The following is a 22,701-nucleotide window of genomic DNA, read 5'->3' on the forward strand; positions in this document are numbered from 1 at the left end:
TTGCCGCCCCCTCTCTAATTCATGGCCGCCAGGGTGGAGTCGATCTCCTGGCGGAGGCTGTCAAATTTGTCCAGCCGGTCGTTCTCAATGTCGTATTTCATCTTGTTGATCTTGTCAAACAGCCCGCTGCCGGCGATGGTGGTGACCGGGATCTGGCGTTCGTTCACCACGATCAGGGCCTTTTTGTAGAGGTACCAGATGGTGCGCATCATCTCCAGCTGCTTCTCCAGGGGGACATAGGTGTCCTCTTTGTGGAAGGCGTTTTGCTGCAAGAAGCCGGTGCGGACCAATTTGGCCACCTCGATGATGAGCTTCTGGTCGTCGGGCAGCACGTCGGCGCCGATGAGCTTGACGATCTCCAGCAGCTGGCTCTCTTCCTGCAGGATCTGGGCCATCCGGCTGCGGTAGCGCAGGAAGCGCTCGCCCAGGTGGGCGTTGTACCAGCCGGCCAGGTCGTCCAGGTACTCGCTGTAACTGGTGGTCCAGTTGATGGCCGGGTAGTGCCGGGCGTAGGCCAGGGATTTGTCCAGCGCCCAGAAGCAGCGGACGAACCGCTTGGTGTTCTGGGTCACCGGCTCGGAGAGGTCGCCGCCCTGGGGGGAGACGGCCCCGATGATGGAGATGGAACCCTCGCTGTCGTTTAGGTTGACCATGTAGCCGGCGCGCTCGTAGAAGGTGGCGATGCGGGAGGGCAGGTAGGCGGGGAAGCCCTCCTCGGCGGGCATCTCCTCCAAGCGGCCGGAAATCTCGCGCAGGGCCTCGGCCCAGCGGGAGGTGGAGTCGGCCATGATGGCTACGTGGTAGCCCATGTCCCGGTAGTACTCGGCCAGGGTGATGCCGGTGTAGATGGACGCCTCGCGGGCGGCCACCGGCATGTTGGAGGTGTTGGCGATGAGGACGGTGCGGTCGGTCAGGGGCCGGCCGGTCTTGGGGTCGATGAGGGAGCCGAACTCCTCCAGCACCTGGGTCATCTCGTTGCCGCGCTCGCCGCAGCCGATGTAGATGATGATGTCCGCGTCGCACCACTTGGCGATCTGGTGCTGGGTCATGGTCTTGCCGGTGCCAAAGCCCCCGGGCACGGCGGCGGTGCCGCCCTTGGCGATGGGGAACATGGTGTCGATGACCCGCTGGCCGGTGATGAGCGGCTGGGAGATGGGGAGGCGGGTCTTGGTGGGGCGGGGGGTGCGGATGGGCCACTTCTGGCACATCTTCACCTCGTGGGTGGCGCCCCGCTCGTCCTTGACGGTGATGAGCACGTCCTCCACCCGGTGGGGACCGCTCTCGGCGGCGGTGAGGACGGTGCCGCTCAGGTGGGGCGGCACCATCACCCGGTGCTCGATGCGGGAGGTCTCAGGGCAGGTGGCGATGATCTGGCCGGGCGAGACCTGCTCCCCCGGTTTGGCGAGGACGGTGACGTCCCACTCCCGCTCGGGGTCGAGGGAGGGGATCTCCACGCCGGAGCCGATGAAGGCGCCCTCCTGATCTTCGATCTTTCCCAGGGGGCGCTGCACCCCGTCGTAGATGTTGGAGATGATGCCCGGCCCCAGGGTGACGCTGATGGGGCTGCCGGTGCCCAGCACCGGCTCCCCGGGCCGCAGGCCGGAGGTCTCTTCGTAGACCTGGATGGTGGTGGCCGCATCGTTGACGATGATGACCTCGCCCATGAGGCGCTTCTGGCCGACATAGACCATCTCGCCCATGGAGAAGTCCTTGGTGTCGCGCACCTTCACCACCGGGCCGTTGATGGAATAAATGGTGTTCAAAAATATCGTACCCCCTTAGAAGTTGGTTGGGCAGGCAGAGGAGGGCCCATTGCCCCGCAAAGGGCCTAGATGGCCTTTAAGACCAGGCCCGAGTTGGCGTAGAACCACGCCCGCTGCTCCTCCAGGGCGTTGTCCAGGGTCTCGTCGCAGGCGTAGCCCTCGTCCAGGTTCTCGGCGACAAAGCCGCCCACGGCGATGGCGTCGTCGTATTCCACCCGGCAGGGGACGGAGAACGCCTCGCCGCAGAGCCCTTCCAGCGCCTTGTCGGCGGGGGAGAGGCGAACGGTGACAGAGGCAAAGGAGTGATCGGAGGCCACGGCCGTCAGCCGGGCCTTTAAGTAAGCGGCGTATTCGGGGGACTGGTGAAAGGCCACCAGCCGGGCCCGGGCGGCCTCAAAAATCTCTTTGGCATAGCCCTCGCTGCGCTGCAGCAGCTCGGTGCGGTATTGCAGGGTGGCCTTGGAGATGGCGGTGGTCTCCCGGGTGTGGATGTCCTTTTTGGCCTTTTCCACATAGCGGGCGGCGTCCTCGTTGGCCTTGGCCTCCGCGTCGGAGAGGGCGGAGATCCGCTTTTGCGAGGCGGACTTCAAAATGGCGCTCGCCTGCTCCTCCACCGTCTGTTCGATCTCCTTGCGGATGAGTTCCAATTTTTCTTCGTTTGAAAGCATCTAAGCCACCTCAAATCTTCACGCCGATGGCGTCTTTGATGTACCGGGCCAGGTTCTCCTCCAGGTGGGAGGAGCCGTGCCGGTCGGGGATCTCCACGATCAGGGTCGTCTTGCTCTGCTGTTTGTACTGGTAGACCAGGTCCTGACAGAGGGAGACCAGCTTCTGGGTCATCAGCACCACGGCGATGTCGGGGTCCTCCATGGCGGTTTTGAGGGCGGCCACCGTCTCGTCGTACTGGTGGACGACGGTCCCCTCCATCCCGGCCAGACGCATGCCCATATAGGTGTCGCTGTTGTCGCTGATCACAAAAAATTTCATTGCAGATGCCTTCTTTGGCTTAGACTTTGTTGAGGATCATGATGGAGATGAGCAGGCCGTAGATGGCGACGCCCTCGCCCATGGCCACGAAGATCAGGGATTTGCCGAAGGTCTTGTCGTTCTCGCTGACAGCGCCGATGGCGGCGGGGGCGGCGGCGGCGACAGCGATGCCGCAGCCGATGCAGGCCAGGCCGGTCACCAGGGCGGCGGCCAGGTAGGCCATGCCGGCGGCGGAGGAGGAAGCGGCGGCAGCGGGGGCCTCAGCGGCGTAGCTGACCACCGGCAGGAGGACTGAGCCCAGGCAGGTGGCGCCGAAGGCGATGAGCTGTTTCTTCATCATCGAGGGGGCTTTCTTCCCGGCTTTGCGGGCTTTGAACAGGTAGAAAAACAGGGCGGCGATGGCGGCGGTGGCCGCGGTCAGAAGCAGAATATCCATAGTGATAAAACCTCCAATTAGAAATTGTCAAACGTATTTATGTTTCTCCGGGCGGCCCTAGAACAGGGCCGCCCGCCTTTCCCGGTGGGGAGTGGGCGCGCAGAGCGGTTCAGTTGGCGTGCTCGTGCACGATCTGGCTGATGGGGGTGAAGGGCACCCCTTCGCCCGAGTAGTAGCGGCCGAACATCTCGTAAAACTCCAGGCGCAGCACCTGGATGCCGACCACCAGGCCCTCCAGCCCGATGACGAAGAGGTTGCCCAGGGCCACGGTGACGGCATAGCCCACCGGCCCGAACATCCCCGCCAGGGTGAAGACCACGCTCATCATCCCCGCGTGGCTCAGGATGAAGCCACCGACGCGGAGGAAAGACATGGTGTTGGCCACAAAGGAGATGGCGATCTCCAGCATCTCAAAGATGTTTTCCAGGGCGTAGGCGCCAAAGCCCCCTTCGGGGAAGGCGTCCTTTTTCAGCAGGAGGTTGCCCAGGGGCACCCGCATGAAGATGCAGATGATGGGGATGACGATGCAGATGAGGATGATGGGCAGGTTCAGGGAGAAGCTGACCCCCAGCATCGGCAGGCCGATGGCGCTGATGACCGTGGCGTAGAGGACAAAGCCGGCCACCCCGTTTTGGGAGAAGAGGGCCTTGCTGTAATCGCGGTTTTTCAGCCCGATGTAGATGTTCAGGGCCATCGAGGTGAGGATGAGCACCACCCCCAGGGCCACGGCGCCGATGAGCAGCACGTTGATGGTCTGGGCGTTCATCACCTCCACCGGCTTTTCGGCAAAGCCGATGGCCCGGTACAGCGGGTCGAGGGCGTGTTCAAAGCCGAAGACCGAGCCGTAGAGGAAGCCGAAGAGGGTGGAGCTGATGCCCATGCGCATGATGATCTCGCCCAGGCGGGACTTCTTCCACTTGGCAAAGAGGAAGCCGCCCAGCACGATCAGCAGCCCCTGGCCCACGTCTCCGAACATGATGCCGAAGAGGAGGGTGTAGGTGAAGGCCACCAGGGGGGTCGGGTCGATCTCGCGGTGGCTGGGCACGCCGTACATCTCCACGTACATCTCAAAGGGGCGGGCAAACCAGTTGTTTTTCAGCTTGGTGGGCTTTTCGGGGCGGGTGCCCTTTTCGTGGGCCTCCTTCATCGAGTGGGTCACCAGGCCGGGCAGCATGGGGACCGCTCCGTCGTCGGACTTCTCGGCGGTGACCACCACGGTGGGCAGGTCGCCGAAGAGGGCCTCGAAGTCGCCCTCCTTCCCCGCGGGGACGTAGCCGGCGAACTCGAAGTAGTCGCCGCCGGCGAACTTGTCAAAGCTGGTGCCCACGAACCGACGCACGCCGTAGGTCTCCTGCATGAACTGGACGGTGGCGTAGTAGGAGAGGAGGGTCTCCCGCCCCTCTTCCACCAGCCGGTCGCGCTCGCCCTTGCAGCCCTCCAGGGCCGCCTGTTCCTCGGCGAGCTTTTCCTCCAGGTAGGCGGCAGCGTCCTCCGGCTCGCCGTGGAGGTAGTCGGGGATGCGCACCCGCTCGAAGTAGAGGGCCTCCATGATGGAGTCCACCTCGGCGGCGTGCTGCTCCCCGGTCAGGTAGAGGCACCACTGGTAGTTTTTGTCGCTGGAAAAGGTGAAGAGGAAGAAGGGTTTGTCCTGGTAGTGCTCCAGCTTTTTGTAGTTTTCCAGCGGCAGCCGCCCAAAGCGCACCTTCAGGTACTTGGCCTTGAACAGCTCGTCAAAACTGGTGTGAAAGCTGCGGATCATGTCCAGGTGGGAGAGGTTGAGGCGGTGTTCCTCCACCAGCTTCGCGATCTCCTTTTCCTTTTGGTCGGCCGCGTCGAACCCCTGCCGGAACGACTCCACGAACCGGCGGACATCCGCCAGATTCAGGTCGTGACTGCTGCGCTCCAGCTGGTCGCCGGGCACCGCCACGGGGGTCAACCCGGCGTCGGTGCAGGCCGAGCGCAGGGCGTCGGCCAGTTCGGTATAGGGGTTTTCGGCGGAGGCGGCCTTGGAGACCGCCCCGCTCTTGGAGGTGATCTCCTCCGGGTGGAAGTAGTCCAGCCGGCTCAGCCGCAAGACCACCTCGTCCAAATTTTCCAGGCGACCGATCAGGCTGACCAGGGTCGTCTTTTGTATTGCCATAGTGCGTGATTCTCCTTTCGCGTCAGGCATTTCTCCAGGCGGTGGCGCCGCCTAGATGATGAGCAGCTTCTGAATGTCCTCCGGCTGCACCCCGTAGCGGATCCCCTCCACTATGTGGATGATGTTGTCGCACTCCACTGTGCCCAGGGTCACATAGGCCAGAAAGGCGGTGGCCGCCTTGGTGGCAAAGCTGATGTGGCGGCGGCTCAGGTGGTACTTGATGTAGCTGGTGTGGTACTCGATATAGAGAAAATCGTCTTTGTCGAAGTAGTTTTTGTAGCTGCTCTGCGCAATCTCCCGGATGAAGGCGTCCCCGTTGGGGGCCGCGGCGAGGGATTGCAAAAACCTGTCGGAGAGGCGGGAGTACTCGTTGTGGACGATGAACCGGTCCAGCTCCTCGGGTTTGTAGTGAAAATACACCTTGAGGCGGTAGAGGTTGGTGATGTTTTGCAGCTCCAGGCTGGTGGAGACGATGTCCATCATCTCCTGCCGGGTCTTGCCCTTGTAGGTCTCCTCGATGAGGGAGAACAGCCGGTTGTAGTACTGCTGGCGCAGGGCGATGACACAGCTGCTGACATCGAATTCGCCGGGGGCCAGGGCAAAGGGCTCCACCGTCTTGTAATAGGGGGTCTTTTCCAGCAGTTCCAGCAGTTCCCGCCCGGTCTCCGCTTGGCCCAGGGCCACCGCGTCAAAGGAGAGGTAGTCCAGCAGGAAGGTGGGCACTTCGGGGACAAAGTGGGTCTCGCCCTCGGCGTCCAGCCGGTTGATGCAGCCGATGAGCTGGTCCATCTCGATCTGGCCGATGAAGAAGCTGACGTACTGCTCGCGCTCCTTGCGGCCGGGCAGATAGCGCACCAGCCGCAGCAGGGAGTAAAACAGGTCTTTTTTCACAGTGGCTTCCAGCTGGCCGCGGTGCAGGGCCGCCGGGTTGACTGTGTCCATGGCGTCTTGGTAGTGGGTGCTGTTTTTGAGGTAGGCCGCCAGCTCACTCAAAGAGGTCTTGTGCAGCATCTCCCCGTACTGGGAGGGGGTGATCCGCTTGCCGTACATGGCCTTGATCTTGGCGAGGATGGCGTTTTGAGAGAAGGTCGTGAACATGCCCTACTCACCGCCCACGCAGCGCTGCACGATAGCATCCACCAGACTGTCTTTTCGCTGCTGGTAACTCTCGTCCAGCGCCTGCACCGCGTCGGCGTACCGTTTTTTCAGCTCCTCCGACCGGGCCTGCACCCGCGCGTCGCTGTCCTTTTGCAGTTGGGCCACCTCGGCCTTGGCTGTGGCCAGGATCTCGTCGCTGAGGGCCTGCTGCTGCTCTTCCAGCGAGTCGAGGATCTGGTTTCGCTGGGTCTCGGCGTCGGTCAGCTTTTTTTGGGCGCCCCGGTCGATCTCCAATAGGTTATGGATCAAATCTTCCATAGAACCTGCCTCCTTTCCCGTGTGAAGTGAACGTTCCACGGATAATCCTACTCCTTTTTTGATGGCTCCGCAATGTTGCAACTCATAAAAACCGAAAGCTGGAAAAAAGCTTTTTTGAGCAGACGGCACAAAAGAGGGGAGGAATACTGAGCATCCTGCCCAAAAAATTTAGCCGAGATTGATTTTGTCGAAAAGGGGAGGGGGAGCGGCGCGGTCGGTTTGACGAAAAGCGGAGCGAGAAAGCCGCTTTTTGACAGACGGGTCTGCGGCTGTTCCCGATGCGATAGGATCGGAAAAAAGAGGGGCGTTTATTCCCCCAAACGGGGCGCGGCGGGAGAAAAGGGGATATTTCTTCTTATATATAGCTGTCGTCGCCCCCGGGACAGGGCCGGGCGCGGCCGGGGCGGCGGGGAAACTTGCGCCGGGCGGCGGTAGGTGATAAAATAAACTGATATTGATTTTCTGCATCCCGCCGGGTTTTCCCGGCGGCCCGAATGGAAGTGGATGGCAACTTTGAGTATGAACCAGTGGATTTTACCCAACACCCCGGCGGAGAAATGGTCTGCCGTGGCGGCGCAGACGGGGCTTGCCCCCCTCTGCTGCAAGGTGCTCTGCGCCCGGGGGATCGACACCCCCGAGAAGGTGGAGCACTACCAGAATGACCCCTGCGAGATCGAGGATCCCCTGCGCCTGATCGACATGGAGCGGGGGGCGGCCCGGATCCGCCGCGCCGTCGAGGAGGGGGAGCGCATCTGTGTCTTTGGCGACTACGACGCCGACGGCATCACCTCCACCGTGCTCCTCTACTCCTACCTGGACATCTGCGGGGCGGATGTGCGCTGGTACATCCCCTCCCGGGAGTCCGACGGCTACGGCCTCAGCCTCTCGGCGGTGGAGGCGCTGCACCGCGACGGGGTGCAGCTCATCGTGACGGTGGACAACGGCATCGCCTGCTGCCGGGAGGCCGAGCGGGCCGCCGAGCTGGGGATGGATCTGGTCATCACCGACCACCACCAGCCGGGGGCCGAGCTGCCCCGGGCCTGCGCGGTCATCGACCCCTACCGCAAAGACTGCCCCAGCCAGTTCAAGTGCCTGGCGGGGGTGGGGGTGGCCTTCAAGCTGGTCTGCGCGCTGGAGGAGCAGGACCCCCGGGTGATGCTCGACGAGTTCGCGCCCCTGGTGGCCATCGGCACCGTGGCCGACGTGATGCCCCTGAAGGGGGAGAACCGCCTCTATGTAAAGGAGGGGTTGGCCGCCCTGCCCTACTACGACAACCCGGGGCTGGCCGCCCTCATCGCCCGCTGCACCAAGGGCGGGGAGATCACCGCCCAGACCCTGGCCTTTACGGTGGTGCCCCGCATCAACGCCGCCGGGCGGATGGAGAGCGCCGAGAGCGCCGTCAAGCTGCTGACCTGCCTGGACGAGGGCGAGGCCGAGCGGTGGGTGGACGACCTCTGTGAGAAAAACGCCCAGCGCCAGCAGGTGGAGGGCGAGATCATCGAGGAGATCCGCCAGATGCAGTCCCAGCACCCCGAGTACTTTGGCCAGCGGGTCATCGTGCTGGCGGGGGAGGGCTGGCACAAGGGCATTGTGGGGATCGTCTCCTCCCGGGTGGTGGACCGCTTCGCCAAGCCCTGCATCCTCCTGGTCCCCGACGGGGAGGAGGCCAAGGGCTCGGGCCGCAGTTTCGGCGACTTCTCCCTCTACGAGGCGTTGGAGAGCTGCGCCGACTGCCTGAGTCGCTACGGCGGGCACAAGCTGGCCGCCGGCCTCTCCCTGCCGGTGGGGCGCATTGGCGAGTTTCGGGAGCGGATCAACGACTACGCCCGCAGGACCCACCCCACCATGCCCCTGCCCACCCTGCGCATCGACGCAGCGGCCGACTTCGGCGAGCTGACGCTGGAAAATGTGCTGGCGCTGGAGGAGCTGGGCCCCTACGGCCACGAAAACCCCAAGCCCAACTTCCTGCTGCAGGGGGTGCAGGTGGAGGGCGTCTACCCCATCTCCGACGACCGGCACGTCCGCCTCAAGCTGAAAAAGGGCGGGGCCACCCTCTTTGCCGTCTACTTCCGGGTCTCCTCGCAGGAGTTCAAGTACGCCCCGGGGGACCGGGTGGACGTGGTGGTGACGTTGGACCTGTACCAGTACTTGGGGGAGCAAAACATCTCCATTAAAGTCAAGGACATCCACCCGGCTGGGCTCTCCCCTGCCATCTACGACGAGATGGCCCTCTACCAGAAAATCGAGCTGGGCGAGCCGCTGGACGACGGGGAGTTCGCCCGGGCCATGCTCACCCGGGAGCAGGTGGCCCTGTGCTACAAGGCCGCCCTCTACTTCGGCCCCGCCGTCGGCGACTTCGTCCTCTTTTACAACAAGATGGCCGGCAAGCCCATCACCTACTGCCAGATGATGTTGGCCCTCAACGTCCTGGCGGAACTGGGCATCCTGACGGTCAAGCGGGAGAAGGGGAAGGTCGTGCTCCTGGTCAACAGGGGGCAGAAGGCCGACCTGAACGCCTCCCGCATCCTGCGAGAATTGACTGCGAAAAGGACTGCTGCACTATGTATTTAAGCTACGAACAGCTGCGCGAGAAGCTGGCCGCCGGCGACAAGTACGACCTGGCGGTCATCGACCGCGCCTATCAACTGGCCTACGATGCCCACGGCGAGCAAAAGCGCCGCTCGGGCGAGCCCTATATCACCCACCCGGTACAGGTGGCCGCCCTCCTCTGGGAGCTGGGGATGGACACCGACTGCGTGGTGGCGGCGCTGCTGCACGACGTGGTGGAGGACACCCCCACCTCCCTGGACGAGGTCTCCAAGCAGTTTGGCCCCGACGTGGCGCTGCTGGTGGACGGGGTGACCAAGCTGGGCAAGATCCAGTTCACCACCAAGGAGGACGAGCAGGCCGAAAACATCCGCAAGATGCTTTTGGCCATGTCCAAAGACATCCGGGTCATCCTCATCAAGCTCTGCGACCGGCTGCACAACATGCGCACCCTGGAGGTGATGCCCGAGCAGCACCGCCGGGACAAGGCCCTGGAGGTGATGGAGGTCTATGCCCCCATCGCCCACCGGCTGGGCATCAGCTCGGTAAAGGAGGAGCTGGAGGACCTGGCCCTCAAGTACCTGGACCCCTTCGGCTACTACCAGATCCAGGAGTACCTCAACAGCCGCAAGGTGGATACCGAGGACTTTTTGGAGATCGTCACCGGCCGGATCCGGGAGCGGCTCAAGGACTACGAGGACGTCATCGAGATCTCCGGCCGGGTCAAGTCGATCTACGGCATCTACCGCAAGGTGTTCATGAGCGGGCGCAGCTTCGACGAGATCTACGACATCGTGGCGGTGCGGATCCTCTGTAACACCGTCAACGAGTGCTACAACATCCTGGGGCTGATGCACGACCTGTTCCGCCCCATCCCCAACCGGTTCAAAGACTACATCTCCACCCCTAAGCCCAACATGTACCAGTCGCTGCACACCACCGTCATCTCCAAGGAAAAGATGCCCTTTGAGATCCAGATCCGCACCTACGAGATGCACCACACCGCCGAGTACGGCATCGCCGCCCACTGGAAGTACAAGGCCGGGGTGCGGGGGAGCGACAAGCTCGACGAGAAGTTGGCCTGGGTGCGCCAGCTGCTGGAGGCCCAGAAGGACTCGGAGGACGCCCGGGACATCATCACCAACATCAAGAGCGATCTGACCTTTGAGGAGGTCTACGCCTTCACCCCCAAGGGGGATGTGAAGAGCCTGCCCAAGGGCTCGACGGTGATCGACTTCGCCTACGCCATCCACTCGGGGGTGGGCAACTCGATGGTGGGGGCCAAGGTGGACGGGCGGATCGTCTCGCTGGACTACCAGATCCAAAACGGCGAGATCATCGAGATCATCACCACCAAGTCGCCCAACCGCGGCCCCAGCCGCGACTGGCTGAAGATCGTCCACACCAGCGAGGCCCGCAACAAGATCCGCAACTGGTTCAAAAAGACCCAGCGGGAGGAGAACATCCTCGAGGGCAAGATCGAGGTGGACCGGGAGTTCAAACGCAACCAGATCGCCGTCAACGACGAGCAGCTCGAACAGCTGCTGATGGGGGTGGGGAAGAAGTACCAGGTGGGCAGCCTGGACGACTTCTACGCCGCTTTGGGCTACGGCGGCATCAACCTGACCCGGCTGATGCCCCGCATCAAAGAGGCCTACTCCAAAATGGTCAACCCCGCGCCCCCGCCGGCCCCCCTCACCAAAGAGGAGGTGCCCCTGACCAAGTCCAAACACACCTCCTCGGGCGGGGTGGAGGTCGAGGGGATTGACAACTGCCTGGTGAAGTTTGCCAAGTGCTGCAATCCCCTGCCGGGGGACAGCATCGTCGGCTTCATCACCCGCGGGTTCGGGGTCTCGGTCCACAAGGCCGACTGCCCCAACGTGCTGGCGGCCAAGAATTTGGAGGAGAACAGCGAGCGCTGGGTAAAGGTCAAGTGGAGCGCCTCCAGCCGGGACTCCTTCAAGTCCACCCTGCAGCTGGTGGGGCTGGACCGGCAGGGGCTGTTTGCCGACATCTCCATCGCCCTCTCGGCCATGCGGGTGCCCATCTTTGCCATCAACGCCCGCAGCCTGCAAAACGGCTTTGCTGACGTGATGATCACCATCGGCATCTCCAACGTGGAACACCTGACGAGCATCATCGCCCGGCTACAGAAGATCCAGGGCGTGGAGAGCGTGCAGAGAAGCAGCCAATAGATCCCCGGTGGACGATGGCCCGGCGGGGTGGTATACTTGTGAAAAATCGGCGGGCGGGCCATCCGCCGCCGGGAAGAAGAGAGAGGAGCGAGCGCGGTGAAAGCGGTATTGCAGCGGGTCACCTCGGCCGGGGTGGCCATCGACGGCGGGCCCCGGCAGGGCATCGGCCCCGGCCTGGTGGTCCTGTTCGGGGTGGAGGAGGGCGACCGGGAAGAGTACGTGGACGCCTTTGTGCAGAAGATCGTCCACCTGCGCATCTTCTCCGACGAGGCGGGGAAGCTCAACCTCTCCCTGCTGGACCAGGGGTATTCGGTGCTGGCGGTGCCCAACTTCACCCTCTGCGCCAACTGCAAAAAGGGGCGGCGCCCCTCCTTTGAGCGCTCGGCCCGCCCCGATTTCGCCTCCGCCTGCTTCGACGCGCTGGCGGCGGGGCTGCGGGCAGCCGGGGCGGCGGAGGTGGTCTGCGGCCGGTTCGGCGCCGACATGGCGGTGGACCTGGTCAACGACGGGCCGGTGACCCTGATTTTGGACTCGGCGGAGATCGTCAAACAGTGAGAGGGCGGGGCTGCCCCGCGAAAGGAAGGAACACATGGAAATTGGGATGATGACCCTGGGTGCCCTGGGCACCAACTGCTACCTGGTGTACGGCGAGAAGAAGACCGGCATCCTCATCGACCCGGCGGACAGCGGCGACACCATCATTCAGTGCATCAAAGCCGAGGGGGTGGATGTGAAGTACATCGTCCTCACCCACGGGCACTTCGACCACATCGGGGCCCTGCGGCAGGTGAAGGAGTTCACCGGCGCGCAGATCGCCATCCACGAGAAGGACGCCTACCGCCTGCCCCGGGCCGACCGGGAGGCCGCCCTCTTCGGCATGCCCTGCGAGGCCCAGCCCCGGGCCGACGTGCTGCTGCACGACGGGGACGGGCTCAAGGTGGACGACCTGCTCTTCCGGGTGCTCTTCACCCCGGGCCACACCGAGGGGAGCATCTGCCTGCTGGGGGGGAAGGCCCTCTTCACCGGGGACACCCTCTTCTGCGGCAACGTGGGGCGGACCGACCTGCCCGGCGGCAGCCTGCCCTGGCTGGAGACTTCCCTGGCCCGGCTGGCCGCACTGGAGGGCAACTACGCCGTCTACCCCGGCCACGGGGACGTGACCAACCTGGACGCGGAGCGGCGGCAGAACCCCGCCTTTATGGCGTAGGGGCGGAGCGATGAAGGTATTGGTATTGGGCCACCGCCTGCAGTACGAGGTGCAGAACCTGGTGGGTCTGTTCTTCCCCGGCGAGCGGGTGGAGACGGCCTTTGAAAAACAGCCCGACTGGCAGGTGCTGACCTACCTGCGGGAGGGGAGGGGCGCCACCCGGCTGCTGGTCCTCTGCCGGCTGGGGGAGGGCGGCGAGACCCTGCGGGCCCACTGCGCGGTGGCGCCGGGGGAACCGGGCCACAAACAGCGCTGCGAGATGGCCTTTGGCGAGCTGCTCTACCGCCTCTTCTCCCAGGTGACCGGTTACCGCCCCAAGTGGGGGGTGCTCACCGGGGTGCGGCCGGTGAAGAACATCCGCCGCCGGCTGGACGGGGGGATGGACGAGGCGGGTCTGCGCCGCCTCTTCTGCGGGGAGTACCGCGTCAGCGAACAGAAGTTCGACCTGGCCCTGCAGACCGCCCGGGTGCAGGAGCGGGCCCTGGCCCCCCTCCCCCCGGCGGGGCCGCGGGATGTGAGCCTCTACATCTCCATCCCCTTCTGCCCCAGCCGCTGCCTCTACTGCTCCTTTGTCTCCCACTCGGTGGAGAAGACGCATAAACTGGTGGAGCCCTATCTGGAGCTGCTGCTGCAGGAGATCAGCGCCACCTTCGCCCTGGTGGAGCGGCTGGGGCTGCGGCTGCGCACCGCCTACATCGGCGGGGGGACCCCCACCATCCTCACCGCCGGGCAGATGGACCGGCTGCTGGGGCACCTCTTCTCCCTGGTGAAAACCCCGCTGGAGGAGTTCACCGTCGAAGCCGGGCGGCCGGACACCATCGACCGAGAGAAGCTGCGGGTGATGCGGCAGTACCCGGTGAGCCGGATCAACATCAACCCCCAGACCCTGAACGACGCGGTGCTGGAGAGGATCGGCCGCCGCCACACCGCCGCCCAGACGGTGGAGAGCTTCTACCAGGCCCGGGAAGCGGGCTTTGCAAACATCAACATGGATTTGATTGCCGGGCTCCCGGGGGACAGTTACAAGGGCTTTGTCTCCACCCTGGACCGGGTGGTGGCGCTGGACCCGGAGAATGTGACGGTGCACACCCTCTCGGTCAAGCGGGCGGCCGATTTGAAGAGCACCGCGATGGTGCGCTACGCGGCGGCTGACGCCCCGGTGGAGCGGATGGTGGATTACGCCGCCGCCACCCTGGGGGCGGCCGGGTACGACCCCTACTACCTCTACCGGCAGAAAAACACCCTCGCCAACCTGGAAAACGTGGGCTATGCCAAGCCGGGGTCCGAGGGGCTTTACAACATCTACATGATGGAGGAGCTGCACACCATCCTCGGCTGCGGTGCCGGATCGGTGACCAAGCTGGTGGGCCGGGGCACCCGCCCCATCGAGCGCAGTTTCAACTACAAGTACCCGCAGGAGTACATCCGCCAGTTTGCCACTGTGTTGGAGCGCAAGGGGAGTTTGGAGGAATTTTATGGCTGTCTTTCAGAAGCGGAACATCCCGCTGTATGAGATAAACTTCCGGGCCAAGGAGCCAACGGCGTTTATCGCCGCCTGCGACCACCGCTACGAGAGTGCCCTGGCCGCCATCGTGGGCGACGCGCTGGAGACCCTGGGGCAGAAAAACGTCTTTATGCTGGCGGGGCCCTCGGCCTCGGGCAAGACCACCACCGCCCACAAGCTGGCCGCCGCCTTTGGCCGGCGCTCGGTGGAGGCGCGGGTCATCTCCCTGGACGACTTCTACCGGGGGCGGGGCTTCTGCCCCAAGCGGGAGGACGGAACCGAGGACTACGAGACGGTCCACTCCCTGGACCTGGACTGCTTTACCGCCTGCATGGAGAAGCTGCTGGCTGAGGGGGAGGCGGAGTTCCCCATCTTTGACTTTCAGGTCAAGCAGCGCGCCGGGGAGACCCGGCACATCTCCCTGGGGAAGGACCAGGCCCTGATCATCGAGGGGATCCACGGGCTCAACCCCCTGCTGACCCGGGGGATCGAGGGGCGGGTGAAGCGGGTCTACGCCACCGCCATGGACCGGTTTGTGGGGGACGACGTGGTGCTCAAGACCAACGACCTGCGCTTTTGCCGCCGCATCGTCCGCGACTGCCGGCACCGCAACATCTCCGGCGCCGAGACGGTGGACATCTGGCCCTACGTCTGCGACGGGGAGTTCATCTACATCAAGCCCTACCGGTCCGAGTGCGACTACTACGTCAACACCGCCTTCGGCTACGAGCCGGGCATCTACGCCGGCTACCTGCGGGCGATTTTGGAGGGGATGGGGGACATCCCCCAGACCGGCAAGGTGGGGCACATCCTGCGCAAATTGCAGCGGTTTGTCCCCATCGACCCGGCGCTGGTGTCCAAAGACGCCATGGTGCAGGAGTTTATCGGGTAAAATCGGGGTGCGAAGGGGACTCGCCATCCCCCTCACAAGCATCCCTCTTGCAGCCTCCGCTCTGCCGCGAGGGCTGCAAGAGGGGTCCCGCCGGCGGCGGATGTCCGCCTGCGGGACGGATGGGAGGGGACTGCGCCCTCTCCCGCCCCCCCTGGCCCCCCTCTGTCTCCCCCCGCGGGGGAGAACGGGGACGAGAGCTGGAGAAAAAATAGAGTGTTTGAAACCAGGTTGACTGGTTTAAACTGATACGCCCGCACATTTTGAAAGACGCGACAGGAGGTTTGCGACCATGGGATTTTGGGACGATTTTGCCGACACCACCAAACAGGTATTTGACTACACCGGCAACAAGGCCGACGAGTTGGTGCAGAAGGGGAAGCTCAAGTACCGCATCGAAAAGCTCAGCTACCAGCTGCGCCAGCAGCAGCGGAAGCTGGGGGCCCTGGTCTACGGGCTGAAGAAGGCCGGCAAGGAGAATGCCCCCCTGCTGGACGAGTGCATGGGGCAGATCGACGCCCTGGTGGACCAGCTGCGGGAGGCCCGCAGCCAGTACGACAGCGTGGGCGGCAGCAAGAAGATCTACTGCCCCCGCTGCGGCTTTGAAAACGCCGACTACGCCCTCTACTGCATCTCCTGCGGGCAGAAACTGCAGGAGGACGAGGGCGAGAAGGAACCCCAGCCCCCCGAGGAGTAAGGCGGCGGGCAGAAGAGAGAAGAAGAGAGAAGACAGGGAGAGAGGTACCTTTATGAGCATGGAACGGGCAAAAAACTACCCCATCGACTTTTTCGGCGAGAACGTCTTTGACGACGAGGTGATGCAGCGATACATCCCCCACAAGACCTATCTGGAGCTCAAGAGCGTCATTGAAAAGGGCCAAACGCTGAATTCCCAGCTGGCCGACGTGGTGGCCAACGCCATGAAGGAGTGGGCCATCTCCCGGGGGGCCACCCACTACACCCACTGGTTCCAGCCCCTCAACGGCTTTACCGCCGAGAAGCACGAGTCCTTTATCTCCCCCACCGGGGACGGCGGGGTGATCACCGCCTTTTCGGGGAAGATGCTCATCAAGGGCGAGTCCGACGCCTCCAGCTTCCCCTCCGGCGGGCTGCGGGCCACCTTTGAGGCCCGGGGCTACACCATGTGGGACTGCACCTCCCCGGTCTTTTTAAAGGAGGATAAGTCGGGGGTGACCCTCTGCATCCCCACCGCCTTCTGCGCCTATACCGGCGAGGCGCTGGACGAAAAGACCCCCCTGCTGCGCTCCCTGAAGGCGGTGGAGGAGGAGGCGCTGAAAATCTTGAACCTCTTCGGCTTCTACGACGTGAAAAAGGTCACCCCCTCGGTGGGGGCCGAGCAGGAGTACTTCCTCATCGACCGCAAGTACCTGAACTCCCGGCTGGACGTCAAGTTCGCCGGGCGGACCCTCTTCGGCGCCCGCCCCCCCAAGTGCCAGGAGTTGGAGGACCACTACTACGGCAACCTCAACGAGAAGATCTCCTACTTCATGAAGGAGCTGGACAACGAGCTGTGGAAGGTGGGGGTCACCGCCAAGACCAAGCACAACGAGGCCGCCCCCTCCCAGCACGAATTGGCGCCGGTCTACTCCTCGGTGAACATCGCCGCCGACCAGAACCAGATCATCATGGAGACGCTGCACAAGGTGGCCGCCCGCCACGGGCTCTGCTGCCTGCTGCACGAAAAGCCCTTTGAGTACATCAACGGCTCGGGCAAGCACAACAACTGGTCCCTGACCACCGACACCGGGATCAACCTCTTCGAGCCGGGGAAGACCCCCTACGACAACATGATGTTCCTCCTCTTCGTCTCGGCCATGATCAAGGCGGTGGACAAATACAGCGGGCTGCTGCGCCTCTCCACCGCCAGCTACACCAACGACTGCCGGTTGGGCGGGTACGAGGCGCCGCCGGCCATCCTCTCCATGTACCTGGGCAGCGACATCCACGAGATCTTGCAGAAGATCGCCGACGGCAACCGGGACAGAGAGGGCTGCCCCCGCAAGATCATGGACATGGGGGTGGCGACCCTGCCCCGGGTGCACGCCGATTCCAGCGACCGCAACCGCACCTCGCCCTTTGCCTTTACCGGCAACAAGTTCGAGTTTCGGATGCTGGGGGCGTCCATGTCCATCTCCTGGGTGAACACGGTGCTCAACACCATCTGCGCCGACGTCCTCTCGGAAATCGGCGAGCGGCTGCAGGGCTGCCAGGACTTTGACGCCGAGGTGCAGCAGATCATCAGCGAAATCTACCGGGAGCACGGGCGGATCCTCTTCAACGGCAACGGCTACGGGGAGGACTGGGAGAAAGAGGCCCAGGCCCGGGGTCTGCGGTGTGTGCGGGACACGGTGGAGGCCGCCGAGGTCCTCAAGGAGCCGGAGGTGCGGCGGGTCTTTGAGAAGTTCTCCGTCCACAGCGGGGTGGAGTTGGACGCCCGCTATGAGATCGTCCTGGAGACTTACAGCAAAAAGTGCGCCATCGAGGCAAAGACCATGCTCTCGATGTGCAACCGCCAGCTGCTGCCTGCTGTGCGGGCCTACCTGGCCCAACAGGCCAACGAGTTTGTCGCCCTGGGGAAGGCCGAGCTGGAGAGCGGCTTTTTGCGCGAGCACATCTATGACCTGGACGAAAACTGCCGCCAGCTCAACGACCAGACGGCGGTGCTGCGCAACGCCGTGGCCCAGCTGGGGGCCTATGAGGACCCCGCCACCGCCGCCTACTGCCGGGACGTGCTGATCCCCGCCATGCGGGCGGTGCGGGAGACCGCCGACTACCTGGAGACGGTGGTCGACAAGCGGTTCTGGCCCCTGCCCACCTACGACGAGATCCTCTTTGACGAGCAGGCCTGACAGGCGCGCTCCGCGCGGCTGTTTGACAGTCGATTTGCCGCAGCATAGCTGCGGCATTTTGCATTCGCAAAACCGTCGCCTGTCCGGCCTGGGGGCGACAGGCGCGCTTTGCGCGACTGTTTGACATCCGATTTGCCAGGGCGCTGCCCTGGCATTTTGCCTTCGCAAAACCGTTGTCTGTCCGGCCTGGGGGCGACAGGCGCGCTTCGCGCGGCTGTTTGACATCCGATTTGCCGCAGCACCGCTGCGGCATTTTGCGTTCGCAAAACCATCGTCTGTCCGGTCTGGGAGTGACAGACGCGCTTTGCGTGACTGTCTGACATCCAACTTGCCAGGGCGCTGCCCTGGCATTTTGCATTCGCAAAACCATCGTCTGTCTGGCAGCTGACTTGGGGAAAGGAACAGAGGGTTGTGCAAAATTGCCGTCTGTCCAGCACAGGGAAGGTGGGCGGAAGGATTTCGCAAAACCGCCCTCTCCCCGGCGCGGGGTGAAGGGGAACAAAAGCCGCACGGCATTGCGCGTCCGCTCGGCAGAAAAAGGGGAGGTGAGCGCTGCTTGGCCGGGGATGGGGCGGCAGATAGAGGTGCTGTGCGAGATGATGACTGCCTGCCTGGGGGTACCTCCCTTTGCCTCACAGCGGGCAAAACGCCTTTCCGAAGACGGTTCCCGCCCGACGGACAGATGGACACATCTTTCCCTTTTAGTGCCGGCGGCGGGCAACAACATGGCAAAATAGGGGAGAGGGCCGGAGGGATCCCGGCCCTCTTTTCGTTTGCCCCTTTTCCGAGGGCACAAAAAGGGGTAAAATAGGGGAAAAAGACGAGAGAAGGGGCTTTATGTATATCGCCGACCTGCACATCCACTCCAAGTACTCCCGCGCCACCAGCGCCGACTGCGACGCCCCCCACCTGGACCTCTGGGCCCGGCGCAAGGGGATCGGCCTGGTGGGGACCGGGGACTTCACCCACCCGGTCTGGCGGGCATCTCTAAAGGAGTGTCTGGAGCCGGCCGAGGAGGGGCTTTACACCCTCAAGGCGGAATACCGCCTGCCCGACGACACCGCCGGGGTGCGGGAGCCGCCGCGGTTTGTGCTGTCGGGGGAGATCAGCTCCATCTACAAGCAGGGGGGCAAGACCCGCAAGGTGCACAACTGCATCCTGCTGCCCAGCTTGGAGGCGGCCGAAGAACTGGCCCAGAAGTTGGAGGCCATCGGCAACGTCCACTCCGACGGGCGGCCGATTTTGGGCCTCTCCAGCCACGACCTGCTAGAAATCACCCTTGCGGTCTGCCCGGAGGCGGTTTTTGTCCCCGCCCATATCTGGACACCCCACTTCTCCCTCTTCGGGGCCTTTTCGGGCTTTGACACCCTGGAGGAGTGCTTTGGCGAGCTCACCCCCCACATCCATGCGGTGGAGACGGGCCTCTCCTCCGACCCGCCCATGAACTGGCGGGTCTCGGCCCTGGATGGGCTGCAGCTGATCTCCAATTCCGACGCCCACTCCCCCCAGAAGCTAGGGCGGGAGGGCACCTTGATAGAAGGCCCCCTCTCCTTCGCGGGGATGGCCCGCGCCATCCAGACCGGCGAGGGGCTGGCGGGAACGCTGGAATTTTTCCCGGAGGAGGGGAAGTACCACCTGGACGGGCACCGAAACTGCGGCCTTTGCCTCTCGCCGGAGGAGACCATCGCCCTGGGCGGGGTCTGCCCGGTCTGCGGCAAGAAGATCACCATCGGGGTGGAGCACCGGGTGGAGGAGCTGGCCGACCGGCCCCGGGGCGCGGCCCGGCAGGGGGCCAAGCCCTTCGAGAGCGTCTGCCCCCTGCCCGAGGTGATTGCCGCCAGTGTCGGCGCATCGGCGGCGGGGAAGCGGGTGCAGGCCCAGTACATGGAGATGTTGGCGGAGCTGGGCCCCGAGTTCGCCATCCTGCGGGAGGTGCCCCTCTCGCAGATCGGGCTGGCTGCCGGCCCCTGTGTGGAGGAGGGGATCCGCCGCCTGCGGGCGGGAGAGGTGGAGCGCGTCCCCGGCTTTGACGGCCAGTTCGGAACAATCACCCTCCTCTCCCCCTCGGAGATCGAGGTGCTCAGCGGCCAGGTCTCCCTCTTTGGCGCGTCCCGGCCGGGGAGCCGCAAGAGGGCAGCGACCGGGGGGGCAAAGCGGCCCTCCAGACCCCAGAAGGGAGACGGGACGGCAGCCGCCGCACCGCTGGTGCAGGAGGGCCCGGCCCTCAACGAGCAGCAGCGTCAGGCGGTGGAAGCGGGAGAGAAAACGGTGGCGGTGATTGCCGGGCCGGGGACCGGCAAGACCGGCACCCTGGTGGCCCGCATCGCCCACCTGATCGAAAAGAAGGGGGTGCGCCCCACCGAGATCACCGCCGTCACCTTTACCAACCAGGCGGCGGCCGAGCTGCGGGCCCGGTTGGAGGGGCGTCTGGGGGGCAAACGGGCCCTGCGGGGGCTGACGGTGGGGACCTTCCACGCCATCTGCCGGGAGCTGTTGGGGGGCGCCGCCCTCATCGGCGAGGGGGAGGCGTTGGCCCTGTGCGCCCAGATCGCCGGGGAGATGGGACTGAAGATCGCCCCCCGCAAGGTGCTGGAAGGGATCTCCCGCATCAAGGGGGGAAGCGACCCTGCCAGCGCGGGGGTGCCCCTCTCCCTCTTCGAGGAGTACGGCCGCCGGCTGCAATCGGCCGGTCTGCGGGACTTTGATGACCTGCTGCTGGACGCCCTGGCGCTGGACACCGCCGGCAAGCGGTGCTTTCACCACCTGCTGGTGGACGAGTTCCAGGACGTGAGCGATTTGGAGTACCGGCTGGTGGCCAAGTGGAGCCAGGGAGGACGGCTCTTTGTCATCGGCGACCCGGACCAGTCGATCTACGGCTTTCGGGGGGCCGAGGGGCGCTGCTTTGAGCGGCTGCGGGCGGAGTGCCCGGTCCTGCGGGAGATCGCCCTGGTGAAAAACTACCGCTCCACCCCCCAGGTGCTGGGTTGCGCCCTCCCCCTGATCGCCCACAACCCGGGCGGCCCGCGGCGGTTGGAGGCCACACGCCCCGACGGGCCGGCGGTGCGGCTGCTGCGGGCGGGGAGCGAGTTTTCCCAGGGGATCGCCCTGGCCAAAGAGATTGGGCGGATGACCGGGGGGATGGACATGCTCGCCGCCGGGACCCGGGGAAGGGAGCCGGAGCGGCTGCGCGCCTTTTCGGAGATGGCGGTCCTCTGCCGCACCCACCGCCAGCTGGAGACGGTGGAGGAGTGCCTCCGCCACGACGGCATCCCCTGCGTGATTGCGGGGCGGGAGGACTTTTTGCAGGACGAGCGGGTGCGGGGAGCGCTGGGCTTCTTTCGCTCCCTGCTGGAACCGGGAGACGCCCTCTCGGCCGCAGCGGGGCTGCAGTTGGGCTTTGGCTGCCCGGCCGACCTGACGGCGGCCGTCGCCGCCCAGCTGGGGGAGACGGAAGCCTGGGACCTGCCCGCTTTGAGGGCCTCCTTCGGCGGTCAGAGCTGGGTCGACTGCTGGCTGGCGGCCGCCGAGGAGCTGCTGCCCCGGGCGGCCAAGGAGAAGCCCCGCAAGCTGCTGGAGCGGTGGGTCGCCCTCTGCCCGGGCGGAGGGGAGAAGGCGGTGGAGCGGCTGTTGGCAATGGCCGTCTTCTCCCCCACCATGCCCGCTTTTTTGGAGACCCTCCTCCTTGGAAGGGAGGGGGACTTGAAGCGGGCCTCGGGGCGGGAATACGCCTCGGGCGCGGTCTCCCTGATGACCCTGCACGGGGCCAAGGGGCTGGAGTTCCCGGTGGTCTTTCTGGCCGGGTTCAAAGACCGCTCCATCCCCCTGGAATCGGGCCGGGGCCCGGTGGATAGGGAGGAGGAGCGGCGGCTGTGCTATGTGGGGATGACCCGCGCCAAGGAGGAGCTGATCCTCGCCGGATGGGGAGACCCCTCCCCCTTTGAAAAGGAGCTGCCCGCCGGGGCCTGCCAAATCGAGACGGTGGGGGAGGCCCCCGCCGCCAAGCAGATGACCCTGTTTTGAGTCGTGACGGCGGCGATGGATTGCTGTGTGAAAAATCCAGGTGTTGCCGCAGCGGACGAGATGCCGCGTGACGGCAGGGCGAGCGCGCCGTGCCGAAGGGAGAAGCCCACAGATTTCCAGTTTGCAATCAGCTCCTTTCTCGACGGGGAGGACCGGTCGATTGCCCTGCCTGTCAAAAGGAGAAAAAAGCTCTGCACTCCCTGCTGCCTGTCGGGCAGGTTCAAGGGAAGCAGGCGGTATACCGAAAAGGAGAGCAGTGCCCTGGGGGAGAGGTATCCCCCTTTCACGAACCGGTCCCCCTCCGCCGGGAGCGGTGTGACAGCCGGTCTCTCGAACGGGTGAGCAGCGGGAGCGCCCACTGAGGGGGAGGGGGGTGCCCCGCCCTCGACCGGTCGGGGCGGGAACAGGGCCGAGGCCGAACCTACTGAGGCAGTAGGTCGTCCCGCCTGCCGGGGAGAGAGCCCTATTTGGGGCTGTCGGCTTTCCTTCTCTGTGGCGGTGACAAAGACCCTGTATCGGTTGAAAAGAGGGGGCCTCGAGGGATGGCATTGCCCCAATACAGGGGGAGTTTCTTCACAGAGAACGGTCAGCGAAGAAAACGGGCCGAGGCCGAACCTGCCAAAGCAGGAGGCCCTCTTGTCCGCTGAGGCGAGAGAAAATCGTTTGGGGCTGCCAGTCAACCCCTTTCTGTGATGGTGGAAAAGGCTCTGTGCCGCCTGGGAAAGGG

The 22,701-nt window shown here is 64.5% G+C and carries 16 protein-coding genes; 9 read left to right on the plus strand and 7 right to left on the minus strand.

Annotation, left to right across the window (positions count from 1 at the left end):
• Window positions 1-14: 14 nt before the first annotated feature.
• From BN3266_RS08435 to BN3266_RS08465, 7 genes are all read right to left on the minus strand, one after another.
• Window positions 15-1,763, minus strand: a complete 1,749-nt coding sequence (locus BN3266_RS08435) for a V-type ATP synthase subunit A (protein ID WP_059004815.1) — start codon at window positions 1,761-1,763, stop codon at window positions 15-17.
• 65 nt (window positions 1,764-1,828) lie between these two features.
• On the minus strand, window positions 1,829-2,431 hold the full coding sequence (locus BN3266_RS08440; protein ID WP_059004816.1) for a V-type ATP synthase subunit E: 603 nt from the start codon (window positions 2,429-2,431) through the stop codon (window positions 1,829-1,831).
• 10 nt (window positions 2,432-2,441) lie between these two features.
• Window positions 2,442-2,750 carry a V-type ATP synthase subunit F gene (locus BN3266_RS08445; protein WP_021660499.1) on the minus strand — a complete coding sequence of 103 codons (309 nt, stop codon included), beginning with the start codon at window positions 2,748-2,750 and terminating at the stop codon, window positions 2,442-2,444.
• Window positions 2,751-2,769: 19 nt separating this feature from the next.
• Window positions 2,770-3,186, minus strand: coding sequence for an ATP synthase subunit C (locus BN3266_RS08450; protein ID WP_021660500.1), 417 nt, complete (start codon window positions 3,184-3,186; stop codon window positions 2,770-2,772).
• 109 nt (window positions 3,187-3,295) lie between these two features.
• Complete coding sequence (locus BN3266_RS08455; RefSeq protein ID WP_059004817.1) at window positions 3,296-5,326, minus strand: V-type ATP synthase subunit I; 2,031 nt, start codon at window positions 5,324-5,326, stop codon at window positions 3,296-3,298.
• A 51-nt stretch (window positions 5,327-5,377) separates the two neighbouring features.
• Window positions 5,378-6,424, minus strand: coding sequence for a V0D/AC39 family V-type ATPase subunit (locus tag BN3266_RS08460; protein WP_059004818.1), 1,047 nt, complete (start codon window positions 6,422-6,424; stop codon window positions 5,378-5,380).
• Between the two features lie 3 nt (window positions 6,425-6,427).
• Complete coding sequence (locus BN3266_RS08465; RefSeq protein ID WP_021660503.1) at window positions 6,428-6,742, minus strand: hypothetical protein; 315 nt, start codon at window positions 6,740-6,742, stop codon at window positions 6,428-6,430.
• A gap of 504 nt (window positions 6,743-7,246) precedes the next feature.
• On the opposite strand from BN3266_RS08465, the gene recJ reads away from it, so the two are divergent.
• The 9 genes from recJ to BN3266_RS08510 all read left to right on the plus strand — a co-directional run bounded on the left by recJ (window position 7,247) and on the right by BN3266_RS08510 (window position 21,974).
• Window positions 7,247-9,313, plus strand: a complete 2,067-nt coding sequence (gene recJ, locus BN3266_RS08470; protein WP_082671747.1) for a single-stranded-DNA-specific exonuclease RecJ — start codon at window positions 7,247-7,249, stop codon at window positions 9,311-9,313.
• The gene (locus BN3266_RS08475) at window positions 9,304-11,484 is read left to right on the plus strand and encodes a RelA/SpoT family protein (protein WP_059004820.1); all 2,181 of its coding nucleotides are present in this window, start codon (window positions 9,304-9,306) and stop codon (window positions 11,482-11,484) included. Before recJ ends, BN3266_RS08475 begins: the two co-directional genes overlap by 10 nt.
• Before the next feature lie 96 nt (window positions 11,485-11,580).
• Window positions 11,581-12,039 (plus strand): D-aminoacyl-tRNA deacylase, encoded by a 459-nt coding sequence (gene dtd, locus BN3266_RS08480; RefSeq protein WP_059004821.1) that lies wholly within the window; start codon window positions 11,581-11,583, stop codon window positions 12,037-12,039.
• 34 nt (window positions 12,040-12,073) lie between these two features.
• Window positions 12,074-12,691 (plus strand): MBL fold metallo-hydrolase, encoded by a 618-nt coding sequence (locus BN3266_RS08485; RefSeq protein WP_059004822.1) that lies wholly within the window; start codon window positions 12,074-12,076, stop codon window positions 12,689-12,691.
• 10 nt (window positions 12,692-12,701) lie between these two features.
• Window positions 12,702-14,204: a coproporphyrinogen dehydrogenase HemZ gene (hemZ, locus tag BN3266_RS08490; protein WP_075109722.1), complete on the plus strand. Its 1,503-nt coding sequence runs from the start codon at window positions 12,702-12,704 to the stop codon at window positions 14,202-14,204.
• Window positions 14,167-15,087 (plus strand): uridine kinase family protein, encoded by a 921-nt coding sequence (locus tag BN3266_RS08495; RefSeq protein WP_059004824.1) that lies wholly within the window; start codon window positions 14,167-14,169, stop codon window positions 15,085-15,087. Before hemZ ends, BN3266_RS08495 begins: the two co-directional genes overlap by 38 nt.
• A gap of 289 nt (window positions 15,088-15,376) precedes the next feature.
• Window positions 15,377-15,781 carry a zinc ribbon domain-containing protein gene (locus tag BN3266_RS08500; RefSeq protein WP_059004825.1) on the plus strand — a complete coding sequence of 135 codons (405 nt, stop codon included), beginning with the start codon at window positions 15,377-15,379 and terminating at the stop codon, window positions 15,779-15,781.
• Between the two features lie 52 nt (window positions 15,782-15,833).
• Complete coding sequence (locus tag BN3266_RS08505; protein WP_059004826.1) at window positions 15,834-17,954, plus strand: glutamine synthetase III family protein; 2,121 nt, start codon at window positions 15,834-15,836, stop codon at window positions 17,952-17,954.
• An 837-nt stretch (window positions 17,955-18,791) separates the two neighbouring features.
• Window positions 18,792-21,974, plus strand: coding sequence for a UvrD-helicase domain-containing protein (locus BN3266_RS08510; RefSeq protein WP_059004827.1), 3,183 nt, complete (start codon window positions 18,792-18,794; stop codon window positions 21,972-21,974).
• Window positions 21,975-22,701 lie beyond the last annotated feature (727 nt).

The organism is Bittarella massiliensis (ex Durand et al. 2017) (assembly GCF_001486165.1).
In the GTDB taxonomy this organism is placed as follows: Bacteria; Bacillota; Clostridia; order Oscillospirales; family Ruminococcaceae; genus Bittarella; species Bittarella massiliensis.

Bases quoted from the DNA above. Each gene is read 5' to 3' on its own strand.
- BN3266_RS08440 (WP_059004816.1), bottom strand. From the start codon at position 2,431: ATGCTTTCAAACGAAGAAAAATTGGAACTCATCCGCAAGGAGATCGAA.
- BN3266_RS08445 (WP_021660499.1), bottom strand. From the start codon at position 2,750: ATGAAATTTTTTGTGATCAGCGACAACAGCGACACCTATATGGGCATG.
- BN3266_RS08450 (WP_021660500.1), bottom strand. From the start codon at position 3,186: ATGGATATTCTGCTTCTGACCGCGGCCACCGCCGCCATCGCCGCCCTG.
- BN3266_RS08455 (WP_059004817.1), bottom strand. From the start codon at position 5,326: ATGGCAATACAAAAGACGACCCTGGTCAGCCTGATCGGTCGCCTGGAA.
- BN3266_RS08460 (WP_059004818.1), bottom strand. From the start codon at position 6,424: ATGTTCACGACCTTCTCTCAAAACGCCATCCTCGCCAAGATCAAGGCC.
- BN3266_RS08465 (WP_021660503.1), bottom strand. From the start codon at position 6,742: ATGGAAGATTTGATCCATAACCTATTGGAGATCGACCGGGGCGCCCAA.
- recJ (WP_082671747.1), top strand. From the start codon at position 7,247: ATGGCAACTTTGAGTATGAACCAGTGGATTTTACCCAACACCCCGGCG.
- BN3266_RS08475 (WP_059004820.1), top strand. From the start codon at position 9,304: ATGTATTTAAGCTACGAACAGCTGCGCGAGAAGCTGGCCGCCGGCGAC.
- BN3266_RS08485 (WP_059004822.1), top strand. From the start codon at position 12,074: ATGGAAATTGGGATGATGACCCTGGGTGCCCTGGGCACCAACTGCTAC.
- hemZ (WP_075109722.1), top strand. From the start codon at position 12,702: ATGAAGGTATTGGTATTGGGCCACCGCCTGCAGTACGAGGTGCAGAAC.
- BN3266_RS08495 (WP_059004824.1), top strand. From the start codon at position 14,167: ATGGCTGTCTTTCAGAAGCGGAACATCCCGCTGTATGAGATAAACTTC.
- BN3266_RS08500 (WP_059004825.1), top strand. From the start codon at position 15,377: ATGGGATTTTGGGACGATTTTGCCGACACCACCAAACAGGTATTTGAC.
- BN3266_RS08505 (WP_059004826.1), top strand. From the start codon at position 15,834: ATGAGCATGGAACGGGCAAAAAACTACCCCATCGACTTTTTCGGCGAG.
- BN3266_RS08510 (WP_059004827.1), top strand. From the start codon at position 18,792: ATGTATATCGCCGACCTGCACATCCACTCCAAGTACTCCCGCGCCACC.